General features: G+C 58.3%; 12 protein-coding genes. 3 read left to right on the top strand and 9 right to left on the bottom strand.

Annotation, left to right across the window (positions count from 1 at the left end; genetic code table 11):
* Positions 1–104: 104 nt before the first annotated feature.
* The 5 genes from E5180_RS05880 to E5180_RS05860 form a co-directional block, all read right to left on the bottom strand.
* Positions 105–1,457, bottom strand: coding sequence for a pyruvate dehydrogenase complex dihydrolipoamide acetyltransferase (locus E5180_RS05880; protein WP_138923570.1), 1,353 nt, complete (start codon positions 1,455–1,457; stop codon positions 105–107).
* Between the two features lie 12 nt (positions 1,458–1,469).
* Positions 1,470–2,867 (bottom strand): pyruvate dehydrogenase complex E1 component subunit beta, encoded by a 1,398-nt coding sequence (locus E5180_RS05875; protein WP_138923569.1) that lies wholly within the window; start codon positions 2,865–2,867, stop codon positions 1,470–1,472.
* A gap of 3 nt (positions 2,868–2,870) precedes the next feature.
* Positions 2,871–3,881: a pyruvate dehydrogenase (acetyl-transferring) E1 component subunit alpha gene (pdhA, locus tag E5180_RS05870; RefSeq protein ID WP_093733072.1), complete on the bottom strand. Its 1,011-nt coding sequence runs from the start codon at positions 3,879–3,881 to the stop codon at positions 2,871–2,873.
* Between the two features lie 178 nt (positions 3,882–4,059).
* Positions 4,060–4,359 (bottom strand): FtsB family cell division protein, encoded by a 300-nt coding sequence (locus E5180_RS05865; protein ID WP_093733071.1) that lies wholly within the window; start codon positions 4,357–4,359, stop codon positions 4,060–4,062.
* 178 nt (positions 4,360–4,537) lie between these two features.
* Positions 4,538–5,731, bottom strand: coding sequence for a phosphoglycerate kinase (locus tag E5180_RS05860; RefSeq protein WP_138925127.1), 1,194 nt, complete (start codon positions 5,729–5,731; stop codon positions 4,538–4,540).
* Positions 5,732–5,862: 131 nt separating this feature from the next.
* Here E5180_RS05860 and E5180_RS05855 point away from each other — a divergent pair, with 131 nt between their 5' ends.
* Complete coding sequence (locus E5180_RS05855; protein WP_138923568.1) at positions 5,863–6,369, top strand: peptidylprolyl isomerase; 507 nt, start codon at positions 5,863–5,865, stop codon at positions 6,367–6,369.
* Positions 6,362–6,916 carry a peptidylprolyl isomerase gene (locus E5180_RS05850; protein ID WP_138923567.1) on the top strand — a complete coding sequence of 185 codons (555 nt, stop codon included), beginning with the start codon at positions 6,362–6,364 and terminating at the stop codon, positions 6,914–6,916. The genes E5180_RS05855 and E5180_RS05850 overlap by 8 nt, the downstream gene beginning before the upstream one ends.
* A 140-nt stretch (positions 6,917–7,056) precedes the next feature.
* Here the strand turns inward: E5180_RS05850 and E5180_RS05845 are convergent, their stop codons facing one another.
* The 4 genes from E5180_RS05845 to E5180_RS05830 form a co-directional block, all read right to left on the bottom strand.
* Positions 7,057–7,557, bottom strand: coding sequence for a bactofilin family protein (locus E5180_RS05845; protein ID WP_138923566.1), 501 nt, complete (start codon positions 7,555–7,557; stop codon positions 7,057–7,059).
* Positions 7,547–8,875, bottom strand: coding sequence for a M23 family metallopeptidase (locus E5180_RS05840; RefSeq protein ID WP_138923565.1), 1,329 nt, complete (start codon positions 8,873–8,875; stop codon positions 7,547–7,549). The genes E5180_RS05845 and E5180_RS05840 overlap by 11 nt, the downstream gene beginning before the upstream one ends.
* A gap of 190 nt (positions 8,876–9,065) precedes the next feature.
* Positions 9,066–9,875 carry a ferritin-like domain-containing protein gene (locus E5180_RS05835; protein WP_138923564.1) on the bottom strand — a complete coding sequence of 270 codons (810 nt, stop codon included), beginning with the start codon at positions 9,873–9,875 and terminating at the stop codon, positions 9,066–9,068.
* A complete protein-coding gene (locus E5180_RS05830; RefSeq protein ID WP_138923563.1) occupies positions 9,872–10,333 on the bottom strand; it encodes a peroxiredoxin in 462 nt (153 codons plus the stop codon). The genes E5180_RS05835 and E5180_RS05830 overlap by 4 nt, the downstream gene beginning before the upstream one ends.
* A gap of 99 nt (positions 10,334–10,432) precedes the next feature.
* Between E5180_RS05830 and E5180_RS05825 the strand changes: the two genes are divergently transcribed.
* Positions 10,433–13,789 (top strand): YhdP family protein, encoded by a 3,357-nt coding sequence (locus E5180_RS05825; RefSeq protein WP_138923562.1) that lies wholly within the window; start codon positions 10,433–10,435, stop codon positions 13,787–13,789.
* The last annotated feature ends 2 nt before the right edge of the window (positions 13,790–13,791 follow it).

The following is a 13,791-nucleotide window of genomic DNA, read 5'->3' as shown; positions in this document are numbered from 1 at the left end:
GTGAAAAAGGTCGGACCGTTTAACGGGTCCGACCTTTTTTGTGGTTAGGCGGGGGGCTGTCTGCCCCCCGACCCCCGAGGATTTATACCCATTTGGAAGTGGCGTCAGGCCAGCATCATCATGGGGTTTTCGAGGTTGTCCTTGATCGCGCTAAGCAGTTGCGCGCCCAAAGCGCCGTCGATGACGCGGTGATCGACAGACAGGGTGACCGACATGACTGTGGCAACGGCAAGTTCGCCGTCCTTGCCAACGACGGGTTTCTTGTTTCCAGCCCCGACGGCCAAAATCGCACCATGCGGTGGGTTGATGACCGCGTCGAAGTTGTCGATCCCGAACATGCCGAGGTTCGAGATAGCGAAGCTGCCCCCTTGATATTCATGCGGCGCGAGCTTGCGGTCGCGGGCGCGGGCAGCGAGGTCTTTCATCTCTGCCGAGAGGGTGGAGAGCGATTTCATCTCGGCGTCTTTCAATACCGGGGTAAACAGGCCGCCTTCAATGGCCACAGCAACCGCGACATCCGATGGTTTTAGCTTGAGAATGCGGTCGCCGGCCCAAACCGCGTTGGCGTCAGAGACTGTTTGCAACGCCAATGCACAGGCCTTGATAATAAAATCGTTAACCGAAAGCTTCACATCACGGGCTTCGAGTTGTTTATTCAGCTCGCCCCGGAATTTCAACAATGCGTCGAGTTCGATATCCCGGCGCAGGTAGAAATGCGGGATAGACTGTTTGGCTTCGGTCAGGCGCGCGGCGATGGTTTTGCGCATCCCGTTGAGAGAGATTTCTTCAAATTCCCGGCCTTCGTACATTTTCATGACAGCATCGGCAGAGGGGCCAGTCGCAAGGGCAGCCTTGGCGGCCGGAGCGCTAGACGTTTCTGCCGCTTCGGCTGATTTTGCCTTGGGGCTGTCGGAGGCGGAGGCCGCTTCCACGTCTGCCTTGATAATGCGCCCGTGCGGGCCGGACCCGGAGAGGGCGGTCAGATCCACACCTTTGTCTGCCGCGATGCGGCGGGCCAGCGGGGTCACAAAGAGCCGTTTCCCGTCGCTGTCTTTGGGTGAAACAGGTGCCGCATTGCCAGTGTCATTGGCGTCGCTTTCGCCGCGGCCATACCCTTTTTCGGGCGTGGAGTCCTGATCTGGCGCGTCTTCTTTGGCGCTGGTGTCCTTTGCCTTGGGGGCAGGGGCGCTGGCGTCGATGTCATCTGCGCTTTCGCCCTCTTCCAGCAGCACGGCGATGGGGGCATTCACCTTGACCCCTTCAGTGCCGTCTTGGATCAGGATCTTGCCGATGGTGCCTTCGTCCACGGCTTCGAACTCCATCGTCGCCTTGTCGGTTTCGATCTCGCACAGGATATCGCCGGAGGAGACGGTATCGCCTTCGGAGACGAGCCACTTCGCGAGCGTGCCTTCTTCCATTGTGGGGCTGAGGGCGGGCATGAGGATTTCTATGGGCATGTTGACCGCTCCTTACTTGTAGGTGACTTTTTTGACCGCCGCGATGACCTCGTCGGTGGTGACCAGCGCCAGACGTTCGAGGTTTGCAGCATAGGGCATGGGCACGTCTTTGCCCGTGCAGTTGATCACCGGAGCGTCCAGATAGTCAAAGGCTTCTTGCATGATCACGCTCGAGATGTAGTTGCCGACCGACCCTTGCGGCCAGCCTTCTTCGACGGTGACACAGCGGTTGGTCTTCATCACCGATTTGATGATGCTGGCAGTGTCCATCGGGCGCAGGGTGCGCAGGTCGATGACTTCGGCGTCGATGCCTTCTTCGGCAAGCTTTTCAGCGGCTTCCAGTGCATAGGTCATGCCGATGCCGAAGCTAACGATGGTGACATCTTTGCCTTCACGCCAGATACGGGCCTTGCCAAAGGGTACAGTGTAATCTTCGACATCCGGCACGTCGAAGGATTTGCCGTACATGATTTCATTTTCAAGGAAGACGACGGGGTTGGGGTCGCGGATCGCCGTTTTCATCAACCCTTTGGCGTCTGAGGCCGAATAGGGCATCACCACCTTGAGGCCGGGGATCTGCATATACCACGCAGCGTAATCCTGGCTGTGCTGCGCACCGACGCGGGCGGCGGCACCGTTTGGACCGCGGAAAACCATTGGGGCGCCCATCTGGCCGCCGGACATGTACAGTGTTTTCGCGGCAGAGTTCAGAATGTGGTCGATGGCCTGCATCGCAAAGTTCCAGGTCATGAATTCGACGATGGGGCGCAGCCCGCCAAAGGCGGCACCTACACCGATCCCGGCAAACCCGTGTTCGGTGATGGGCGTGTCGATGATGCGTTTCGCACCGAATTCGTCCAGCAACCCTTGCGAGATTTTATAGGCACCTTGGTATTCGGCGACTTCTTCACCCATGAGGAACACGTCCTCGTCGCGGCGCATCTCTTCGGCCATGGCGTCGCGCAGGGCCTCGCGCACGGTCTGCTGCTTGAGCTTGGTGCCTTCGGGCCAATCGGGTGTGCTGTCCGTTTCCGGGGCCTTGGGCGCAGCGACGTCGGGCTTGGCAGCCGCAGGGGCTTTGTCGGATTTCCCATCGTCGCTGTCGTCGGATGTCGCTTCTTTGGCTGGGGCGGCGCTGGATGCACTGTCGATGTCAGAAGCGTCTTCACCTTCTTCGAGCAGTACGGCGATGGCGGTGTTGACCTTAACGCCTTCAGTGCCGGCTTCGATCAGGATCTTGCCGATAGTGCCTTCGTCAACGGCTTCGAATTCCATCGTCGCTTTGTCTGTTTCGATTTCGGCCATGATGTCACCGGAGGACACGGTATCGCCCTCTTTGACCAGCCATTTGGAAAGGGTGCCTTCTTCCATTGTGGGGCTCAGTGCGGGCATGAGAATTTCGATTGCCATGGTTCAAGCCTCCTGTGGGACTTCGGTTGCGTAGATGTCTGTCCAAAGCTCTTCGGCCGCCGGCTCGGGGCTTTCTTTGGCAAACTCGGCGCTTGCGTTAACGATTTCCTTGATCTCTTTGTCGATCGCCTTGAGGTCATCCTCGCTGGCGTGTTTGTGTTCCAGCAGAATGTTGCGGACCTGTTCGATGGGATCCCGTTCGTCGCGCATTTTCTGCACTTCTTCGCGGGTGCGGTATTTCGCAGGGTCCGACATAGAGTGTCCGCGATAGCGATATGTCTTGATTTCCAGAATATAGGGGCCGTCGCCCGAACGGCAGTGTTTCACCGCGCGTTCGCCTGCTTCCTTGACTGCAAGCACGTCCATGCCGTCCACCGCTTCGCCGGGGATGCCGAAAGCCTTGCCACGTTCCCAGATTTCAGCGCTGGAGGTGGAGCGTTGCTGCGAGGTGCCCATGGCGTATTGGTTGTTTTCGATGATGAAGATCACCGGAAGTTTCCAAAGCGCCGCCATATTGAATGTCTCGTAGACCTGACCTTGGTTCGCGGCACCATCGCCGAAATAGGTAAAGGTAACGTTGTCATTGCCCTTGTATTTGTCGGCAAAGGCGATGCCGGCCCCGAGGGGGACGTTCGCGCCCACAATGCCGTGGCCACCGTAGAATTTTTTCTCTTTCGAGAACATGTGCATGGAGCCGCCCTTGCCACGGGAATACCCACCTTCGCGGCCCGTCAGCTCGGCCATCACGCCGTCCGGGTTCATCCCGCAAGCCAACATGTGCCCGTGGTCGCGGTAGGTGGTGATGCGGCTGTCGCCGTCCTTGGCCGAGGCTTCAAGCCCGACAACCACGGCTTCTTGCCCGATATAAAGGTGACAGAAGCCCCCGATCAGGCCCATGCCGTAGAGCTGGCCGGCTTTTTCCTCGAAGCGCCGGATCAACAGCATATCGCGGTAATAGGCCTTGAGCTCTTCAGCGCTGGCGTTTGTCTTCTTGGTCGGTTTCTGGGCAGCCATGGGGCAATTCCTCCGTACAGTTGTCCCGCGCACGCGCAAAGTAGTTTAGTGTTAAACTATCTCTTATCGGATTCGACGATTGTTGGCGAGAGACATTTGCCGCGTATGGAAAAGCCCTGCCGAAAAGGGGGCAAATCTAACGTATCGCGTAGGGGGGCCGTTGAAGGTCGCGCCGCTATTAACGGATGACAATCTCGTCTGCGCGGATCATCCCCAGCACCTTGCGGGTTTGTTCATCCAGCAAATCTAGATCAAGATAATCGTCAGACAAGCGATGGGTCAGGTTTTCCATCCGCGCTACGTCAATCTGGACCTGAGCAAGCTGCACGCGCAGGTCCTGCGTCTCGGCTACGATCTCAGCACGACGGAACAGGCCAAAGTTGCCCTGAATCGCAGCGAAGGCGAAATAGAGGCTTAGCGCGAAGGCGATCGCGAAAAACAAAAGTGTGCCGAATGCGGGCTTGCTGCTGCGGTTCATGTCTCTGCCTTTAATCGTCTCTTAATGGACGTTTCCCCAGTATGACACAGGTGATTCGCAAAGGGAATCCCTTGTCTTCTGATTGGTAGAAAACTGCTTAATTTTTTAGGTGGGGCTTATGCGTTATATCTAGCCCCCGGCAGCTGGCAGTATCACTGCCACCGCCGGGGAAAGAACATTAGGCGTCCAATGCCGCGACGCCGGGTAGGGTCTTGCCCTCCATCCACTCAAGGAAGGCCCCGCCCGCGGTAGAGATATAGGTAAAGCTATCGGCAGCACCCGCCTGGTTCAAAGCCGCGACAGTATCGCCGCCCCCTGCGACAGAGATCAACGCCCCGTCCTGTGTCAACGCGGCTGCGGCTTTGGCGGCGGCGACCGTTGCGGTGTCAAAAGGGGCAATTTCGAATGCACCCATGGGGCCATTCCAGATGAGCGTCTTCAATCCGCTAAAGGCGTCCTTGATCAGGTCGACCGTCTTGGGGCCTGCATCCAGAACCATCTGGTCAGGTTCCAGTACAGTTTCCGCCCCAAGGGCAATCGTATCATGCGCGGCACCGGCGGCGAATTCACGCGCGACAAGACCATCGACGGGCAGTAGCACGCGGCAACCGGCCTTTTCAGCTTGGGCCATGATGTCCTTGGCAGTGTCGTAAAAATCGGGCTCTGACAGGGACTTGCCCAAATCTGCCCCCTGCGCGCCCAAAAACGTATTGGCCATGCCGCCACCGATCACCAAAAGATCCAGCCGGTTGACGAGGTTTTCCAGCAGCTCGATCTTGGTTGATACCTTCGCACCGCCAACCACCGCGCCTACGGGGCGTTTGGGCGTCGCCAAAGCGGCCTCGAGCGCGGAAAGCTCGGCCTGCATCAAGCGGCCTGCGCAGGATGGCAACAGCCTTGCCACGCCTTCGGTGGACGCATGGGCACGGTGCGCAGCGGAAAACGCGTCGTTGCAATAGATGTCACCCAAAGCGGCGAGCCGTTTGGCGAATTCAGGATCGTTCTCTGTCTCGCCAGGGTAAAAGCGAATGTTTTCGAGCAACAAAACATCGGCGGCGTTGATTTCTTCGGTGCCGGTTTCGGCTGCTTCCAGTGTTTCGGCCAGCACAACCTTGCGCCCCAACGCGGCCTCGAGCGCGGGGAGCACGACACGTAGGCTTAGATCTTGCACGCGCTTGCCTTTGGGGCGGCCAAAATGTGCGAGCAAAACGGGCGTGCCGCCTTGGGCCAGAATATCGCGCAGGGTGGGCACGATCCGCTGGATGCGGGTGTCGTCAGTGACCTTGCCGTTTTCAACCGGCACGTTGATATCCACGCGCACCAGAACCCGCTTGCCGCGCAGGTCCATGTCGTCCAATGCTTTCCAGCCCATCTTGTCCCTCGTGTAGATCCACAATTCCCGTCGTGTTTTGCCGTTATTGCCGTCAGGGTCAATGGACCCGCTTGGCAATTGCGCTTGCACGCCCTAGGTAATTGCCAACGAAATTCTAAAAGGAGACCGGCATGGCCGAGATCAAAGACCCCGAAAACACGATCCTCATGGAGCTTAAGGGCGGGACTGTCACCATTCAGCTTTTGCCCGACATTGCCCCCAAGCATGTCGAGCGTATGAAAGAACTGGCCCGTGCTGGTAAATACGACAACGTGGCCTTTCACCGAGTGATCGAAGGGTTCATGGCGCAGACCGGCGACGTGGCAAACGGCAACATGGAAGAGAATTTTAACCTGCGCGCAGCAGGGACGGGCGGGTCCGACTTGCCGAACCTGCCGGCAGAGTTCTCGAAAGTGCCGCACGCCCGTGGCAGCATTGGTGCCGCACGGTCCGCGAGTCCGGACAGCGCCAACAGCCAGTTTTTCATCAACTTCAAGGACAACGACTTCCTGAACGGTCAATACACCGTTTACGGTCAGGTCATTTCCGGGATGGAACATGTCGATGCGATCACACGTGGTGAACCCGCCGCGAACCCTGACCGCATGATCAGCGTCAAGGTTGCTGCAGATGCGTAATCTGGTCGCAGCAGGCGTCGCCTCGGCCTTGATGGCTGGGACTGCCTTTGCCGATGGGCTGGCAATCACCGTCGACGGTGAGGCACAAGGCACGATCAAGATCGATCTGGCCGAAGACGTCGCCCCCGCGCATGTGGCCCGCTTGAAAGAGCTGGCCACATCGGGTGCCTATGATGGCGTGGTGTTCCACCGCGTGATCGACGGGTTCATGGCGCAGACTGGTGATGTTGAATTCGGCAAGGCTGGCGGCGACACAGGCCGTGCGGGTATGGGCGGATCAGATCTGCCAGACCTGCCTGCCGAATTCTCGGACATCGCGTTTGACCGTGGCGTTGTTGGCATGGCGCGCAGCCAAAGCCCTGACTCTGCGAACTCGCAATTTTTCATCATGTTTGACCAAGGGCACTTCCTGAACGGGCAATATACCGTTGTGGGCAAAGTGACCGAAGGGCTGGACGTGCTGGACGCGATCAAGCGCGGAACCGGCGGCAACGGAGCCGTGAGCGGCACACCTGACCGTATGGTCGAGGTCAAAGTCACCGAATAATCATGGCGTCGGGCAGGGGCGTTTGCGCCTTTGCCCCGCTTTGACCGCTTCGTGCTGAGGCAGTCAAAGGCTTTGAGTTCAAAACGAAAAGGGCGTCGCAATAATGCGACGCCCTTTTTAATTCATCACCCTTTGTCCGATCAGGAGGCGGGGTTTGGCTTTTGAGCTGGTGCGGATTTCGCGCCGGGGGTTAGCGGGTCGTCCTGACGCTGAACCGAGCCTTCGAAATGGGCGCCAGATTCGATCGCGATTGTTTTGTGGATGATGTCACCTTCGACGCGGGCGGTCGATGTCAGGCGCACTTTCAGGCCACGCACGCGGCCCACGATACGGCCGTTGATGACAACGTCATCGGCAATCACTTCGCCTTTGATGGTCGCTGTTTCGCCGATGGTCAGCAGGTGGGCGCGAATATCGCCTTCCACGGTGCCTTCGACTTGGATGTCGCCGGTCGTCTTTAGGTTGCCGGTGATGTGCAGATCAGAGGAAAGCACGGAGGCAGGTGGTTTTGCCTTGGGCGCGCTCGCCTTGAATTCGCTTTGCTTTGGGGCAGCCGGTGCAGAGTGTGACGGTGCAGCAGTGCTGGACGTGTCTGCGTCGGACTTATGAGCGGGATCATTGATTTTGCTTTTAGAAAACATCGTTTGCAGCCTTGATAAAGATCATTGGATTTACAGCATTGCCACCGACACGGACTTCGTAATGCAGGTGGACGCCAGTAGACCGTCCTGATGTTCCCATATCACCTATCCGCTGTCCGCGCGATACCCTTTGGCCGACTTTTACGCGCAATTTGGATTGGTGCGCGTAACGTGTCTCGACCCCGAATTCATGTTGAATTTTAACCAACCGCCCATATCCCGAGCTCCAGCCGGCGTGGGTGACGACGCCCTCGGCTGTTGCGTAAATGGGCGTGCCCATACCCGCGGCAAAGTCGGTTCCGCTGTGCATTCTGCGCCCGCCCGTCTTTGGGTCCCGGCGATAGCCATAGGGGCTGCTGAACCGGAACGACGACTTGAGCGGGCTCGCAAAAGGCGCCTTTTGCGCGGCAATGCGGTACATATTCAGCTTGTCCATCTGGCTTAGCAGCCGGTTGGCACGCAGCGTATCAGGAGAGGGAGCCTCCCCCCGTGTGGAGAAGCTGAGGGGCATCAACGGGCCGCCTTGACCGGAATAACCGCGTCGCACCGTCGCCAGCATCCGGTCGGTGGGCATGCCCGCGCTGCGGAACATCTTGTCGAGTGGGGCAACAGAGACAGTCATTGCTTCTTCGAGTTGGCGGAAAATCGCGTCGTTCTGATCGCGCATCAAAGCCAGTTTTTGGGTCAGCTCGTCGGCCTGAATCAAGGCGTCCTGCGCGTCGATGACCACCTGATCCCGTTGCGCGGCCGTGCGCTCAAGTGCCTCTGCGAGCAGCGAAATTGGGGCTGAAGATACACTGGCCTTTGTGGTCGTCTTACCTTCGCCGGCAGCGGCCCCTTCCAGTTCGGCCACCTGACTGCGTGCGGCTTCGCGGTCTTTCATAGTGTCACGCAGGGTGCTCTGAATCACTTCGATGCCGGTTTCCAGCTCGCGGCGGCGGGTTTCGGATTGAAGCAGTTCTGATTGCATGACCGAAATCTGTTTGAGCGCGGCATTGAACCGTTCCTGCGCCGCCACGGCCTCCTCTGCGCGGCCGTTACGCTGTGCCGAAAGATCGCTGAGCCGCGCCTGATAGGTACGCTGGTCACGCTTTGCTTGCTCGCGGAAGTTGCCCGACCCGATGCTGTCCATCAAAATCACCGCGGTCGCCACGATGGACCAGGCCACAAAGAGTGAGGCTGCGGAAAACACGAAAAGCTGGGTAACGGGGCGCAACCGGATAAAACGTGTGTCGGCGTCGGATTTCAGAAAGACGCGGCGTTCCGGAAAGAAGCTTTCGAGCGTCGCATTAAATTTGATTGCCAACCTTGTTCGCACGCGTGGTATCCTTGTTTCGTCCCAGTCACAGCACACCGGGCCCCCGCCGCGCGCCGATAGTCACCGGTAGTGCTTAGCCATCGGGTGCCCCTCGGGCAACCCTTCAGGCTTTTTGACCGGCGGTTAATGAAACTTTAACGTTAAATTTGGCGATAAATTGCCGAAACAAAGGTTTAGCGCACGGCGTCAATCAAAGATTCTCGGTCAGGGGCCAATAGAAATCTGGCGGAATTCCCGCCTCGGCACGCTTTTCTTCGTTAAAGGGCGGCTTGAGCGCACCATGAAAATATTTACGAACCAAGCCGTGAAATGCTTCTTTTGGGTCCAGTTCATGGCGACCGCAGAGGAAATGGAACCACTTTGATCCATAAGCCACATGCGCAACCTCTTCAGCATAGATCGTCTCAAGCGCTTCAACGGCCTTCTTGGCCTTCGCACTTTTGAACACCTGGATCATATTGGGGGTCACATCCAGCCCGCGCGCCTCTAGGACCATGGGCACAACGGCAAGGCGACCCATGAAGTCATCCATCGTATCCTCGGCCGCGCGCCACATTCCAGCATGGGCAGGCAGGGCTCCATAGTGGCTGCCCAATGCTTCAAGACAATCGCACATCAGGTTGAAATGTTTGGATTCATCATCCGCGGCGCTGACCCAGTCATCATAGAATCCCATCGGCATTTTGATGTCGGTAAATCGCGCAATGATGTCCCAATGCAGATCGACCGCGTTCAGCTCTATGTGCGCCACGGCATGAAGCAAAGCTATCCGGCCCTCGGGCGAGCCGGGCTTGCGATGGGGCACATCGCGGGGCGATAAAAGCTCGGGCCTTTCGGGGCGGGCGGGACGCAGAGGCGGGTTTGATGTGCCAATCTCCGGCGGTTCTCCGGCAGCGCGCGCGGCACGCCATTCGGCAGCATATTGATGCGACAGCGCGGTTTTCTCGCGGCCATCGGCGGTACGCAGCACATTCTCTGCCATTTGGGCCAGCGCAATCATAGCGCGCGCACCGCGTCCAGTACCTCTTCTACGTGGCCGGCGACTTTCACCTTGCGCCAGATGCGAGCGATATTTCCATTTGCATCAATCAGATAGGTCGCGCGTTCGATCCCCATGGATTTTTTGCCATACATGTTTTTCTCGACCCAGACGCCATAGGCTTCGGTCACGGCACCGTCGATATCCGCCAGCAACGGAACGGTCAGCCCGTGTTTGGCTGCAAAATGGACGTGCTTTGCCATCGTATCGCGCGAAACGCCCAAAACAACGGCACCCGCATCCTCAAACGCTTGCAGATATTCCGAAAAGCCGATCGCTTCCTTGGTGCAGCCCGGTGTGTCGTCGCGCGGATAAAAATACAAAACCACAGCCTTGCCCCGCAGATCGGAGAGCGAAATTTCGCCGCCGCCTGTAACAGGAAGCTTAAAGTCTGGTGCTGGTTGGGAAATCTCTGGCATTGGTTACTTTCTTATGTATTGGAAGCTTTTGTCTGCGCTGTCATACTAGTCGGGCTTGGCGAAACTTAAACCCCAAGACGCCCCAAAATCCGGACGCTCATGCCAAACACCAGCGCAGCCCCCCGCCACCCCAAGCGGAGACGACTTTGGCAGGCGACCAAATGGTCGCTGCTTGTTATTACGCTGATCGTCGCGGCCATCGCCGGCACCGCTATCTATCTGATCCGTAGCCCCATTGTGGTGCCAGAGTGGCTGGAGACCCGTATCGAGGAGCGCTTTGCCCAAGATATGCCACGGGCGCGGGTCGGATTCGGCGAGATGGTTCTGATCGTCGACAAAGGCTGGCGCCCGCGCATCAGGCTTAGGGATGTAAATATCTCCAATCCGGACGGCGTCAGCTTTGCCGCGTTTCGTGAAGTGCAGGCCAGTTTTTCCGTTCAGGGGCTTTTGGCCGGCGAGCTGCAGCCCCGGGACATTTCAATGTTCGGTGTGGTCGCAAACCTGCGGCGTGACCTTGACGGCCGGGTCGCGTTGAGCGCGAGCAAGGGGGATGCGCCAGCCGAGCGGCGCGCGGCGACCATGCCTCAGCTGATTGGCCAACTGGATGCGGTGTTCGAGGCCAAGGCAATGCGCCGGCTGCGGTCGATCGAGCTGCGCGCACTGACGCTGCGCTACACCGATCTGCAGTCTGAAAGGATGTGGACCGTGGATGGCGGGCGCATGTTGCTGGATCGGGACGGGACGCGTTTGGACATCACGGCGGAGCTTGCAGTTTTGGGCGGTGGTGCCGATGTGGCGACGCTTTCGGCCAATTACACCAGCAAGCTTGGCGATACCGCGTCGCAGTTTGGTGTGAATTTCGACGGGGTGAGCGCCGCCGACATCGCGATCCAAAGTCCCGCTTTCGCTTGGCTGAATATATTGCGCGCACCCATCTCGGGTGCGGTGCGCAGCAGCCTTGATGAAGATGGAACCTTCGAGCCGCTGAATGCCGCGTTGCAAATTGGCGCGGGGGTCGTGCAGCCGAGCGAAAGCGCGACGCCTATTCCCTTTGACGGTGCACGTAGCTATTTCAGTTACGATCCTGACCAACGCCTGCTGCGTTTTGATGAACTGTCTGTCGAAAGTAAGTGGGTGTCGGGACGGATCGAAGGTGACGCAACGTTGGGCATCGACGCAAGCGGGAAGCTGGGACAGTTGGTGGCGCAAGTCCGCTTGCGGGATCTGGTCGCTGATCCTGCGGATCTCTACGTTACCCCTGTGTCGATTGAGGGTGCTGACGTCGATGCCAAAATAACTTTCAATCCGTTTCACATGTCTGTCGGACGCATGGATATCATCGACGGGGATACGACCCTGAACCTGTCGGGAGATTTGCGCGCCGGTACGCAAGGGTGGCAGGTGGCGTTGGATGCAGGATTGAACGCGTTGAAACCCGATCGCCTGCTGGAGCTTTGGCCGGAGAACGTCAAGCCAAAGACGCGCAAATGGGTTGCCGAGAACGTCTATGCCGGCGCGCTAAGCGACGTCGATCTTGCCTTTCGCCTGAAGCCGGGTGAGACGCCCCAAACCTATCTCGACTTTGATTTTCAGGGTGCAGAGGTACGCTTTTTGCGTACGATGCCAAACGTTACGTCGGGCAGCGGTCATGCGAGCCTGTCGGCAAACCGCTTTGTGGTGAGTGTGGACAACGGCACCATCACGCCGCCTGACGCGACGCCAGTATCGGTTAACGGAACGTCGTTCATTATGCCCGATGTCACCGTCAAGGATGGCCCCCCCGGCATTGTCAGACTTCAGGCGGAGGCTAAAATCACCTCTATCCTGTCGCTGCTGAACCGGCCGCCGCTGCACGCAATGGACAAGGCGAACCTGCCCGTCGATATCGTTCATGCCGTGGCTGACGTGTCCGGGACCCTGTCGTTTCCGATGAAAAAAGGGTCTGACCCGAAGCTCACGATCTTTGACATTAGCGGGACGCTGGCCGACTTTAAAAGCGATCGCTTAGTCAAAGGTCGGTCGCTGCGTGCAGACGTGCTGACCTTGAATGTGTCCAACAGGGGCCTTGATATCAGGGGGCAAGGGCAGCTGGACGGGGTGCGCTTTGACGGGGAATGGGCCCAACCTTTTGGCAAACCGGGGGCTGCCAGCACTGTAAGGGCGGATATCGCGCTGAACGCACAGACGCTGGAAAGCTTCAACATCGCACTGCCCCCTGATACCGTGAGGGGCGAAGGTCGGGCTTGGTTCGCGATGGACTTGGTCAAAGGCAAGACGCCCAAATTTTCTGTCTCCTCCGACCTGAGCGGCCTGCGTCTTTCGGTGCCGCAGATCGGCTGGACCAAGTCCCAATCGCAAACTGGCAAGCTTGAAATATCGGGACGGCTCGGGCCGATTCCCGACATCGATACGTTGAAAATCAACGCACCGGGTCTGTCTGCGCATGGTGATGTGACGCTCAAACCAAGTGGTGGGCTGGATCGGTTGCGCTTGCACAGATTGTCTGTTGGTAATTGGTTGGACGTGCCCGTCGATTTGATAGGGCAGGGTGCCGGGCGACCCGTTCAGGTCATGGTGAAAGGCGGAAGCCTCGATCTGCGGAGGGCGAGCTTCGGCAAGACCAAGCCCAGCGGTGTCGCCAGCCCCCCCATGCGGGTGGCGTTGGACCGCCTGCAGGTGACGGACAAGATCGCGCTTACCGATATGAAGGGTGAATTTGACGTCGCTCGTGGCTTGGATGGGCAATTTATTGCAGCATTGAATGGTGGTACTGCGGTCTCGGGGCGCGTTGTGCCCAAGAATGGCCGTAGTGCAGTTCAGTTGACCGCAACCGATGCGGGCGGGGTTTTGCGCTCCGCTAATATAGCGAAACAGGTACATGGCGGCGCATTGTCGCTGACGCTGGTGCCGGTTGGTTCGGATGGTGCCTTTGATGGGCATGCAGAGATAAAAGACGTGCGGATTAAAGATGCACCAACCATTGCTGCCCTTGTAAACGCTGTATCTGTCGTGGGATTGATCAACGAATTGAACGGCGATGGGATCTATTTTGATACGGTCGAGGCTGATTTCCGCCTCTCCTCCAATCGGGTGAATTTGACGCAAGCCAGCGCGACGGGCGCGTCGCTTGGCATTTCCATGGACGGGATTTTTGCCACTGATACCGGGCAAATGGCATTGCAGGGGGTGATCTCGCCGGTCTATCTGCTGAATGGAATTGCGAGCTTTTTGACCCGCAAGGGAGAGGGCCTGCTGGGCTTTAACTATACAATCGGGGGGACGGTACAGTCGCCGTCTGTCTCTGTTAATCCCTTGTCGGGTTTCCTGCCGGGGGCGCTTCGCGATATTTTTCGGACTGCGCCGAGGACGACGCCAAGTCAGCCAGGGGGCCTGCAAGCTGCACCTGTCGCACCCGCTGCGCAAAAACCTGTTGCTGAACGCTTTGAGGGGCGCTAACC

The sequence above is a fragment of the Sulfitobacter sp. BSw21498 genome (genome assembly GCF_006064855.1).
GTDB lineage: Bacteria > Pseudomonadota > Alphaproteobacteria > Rhodobacterales > Rhodobacteraceae > Sulfitobacter.
This window is presented reverse-complemented; position numbering and strand designations above follow the sequence as displayed.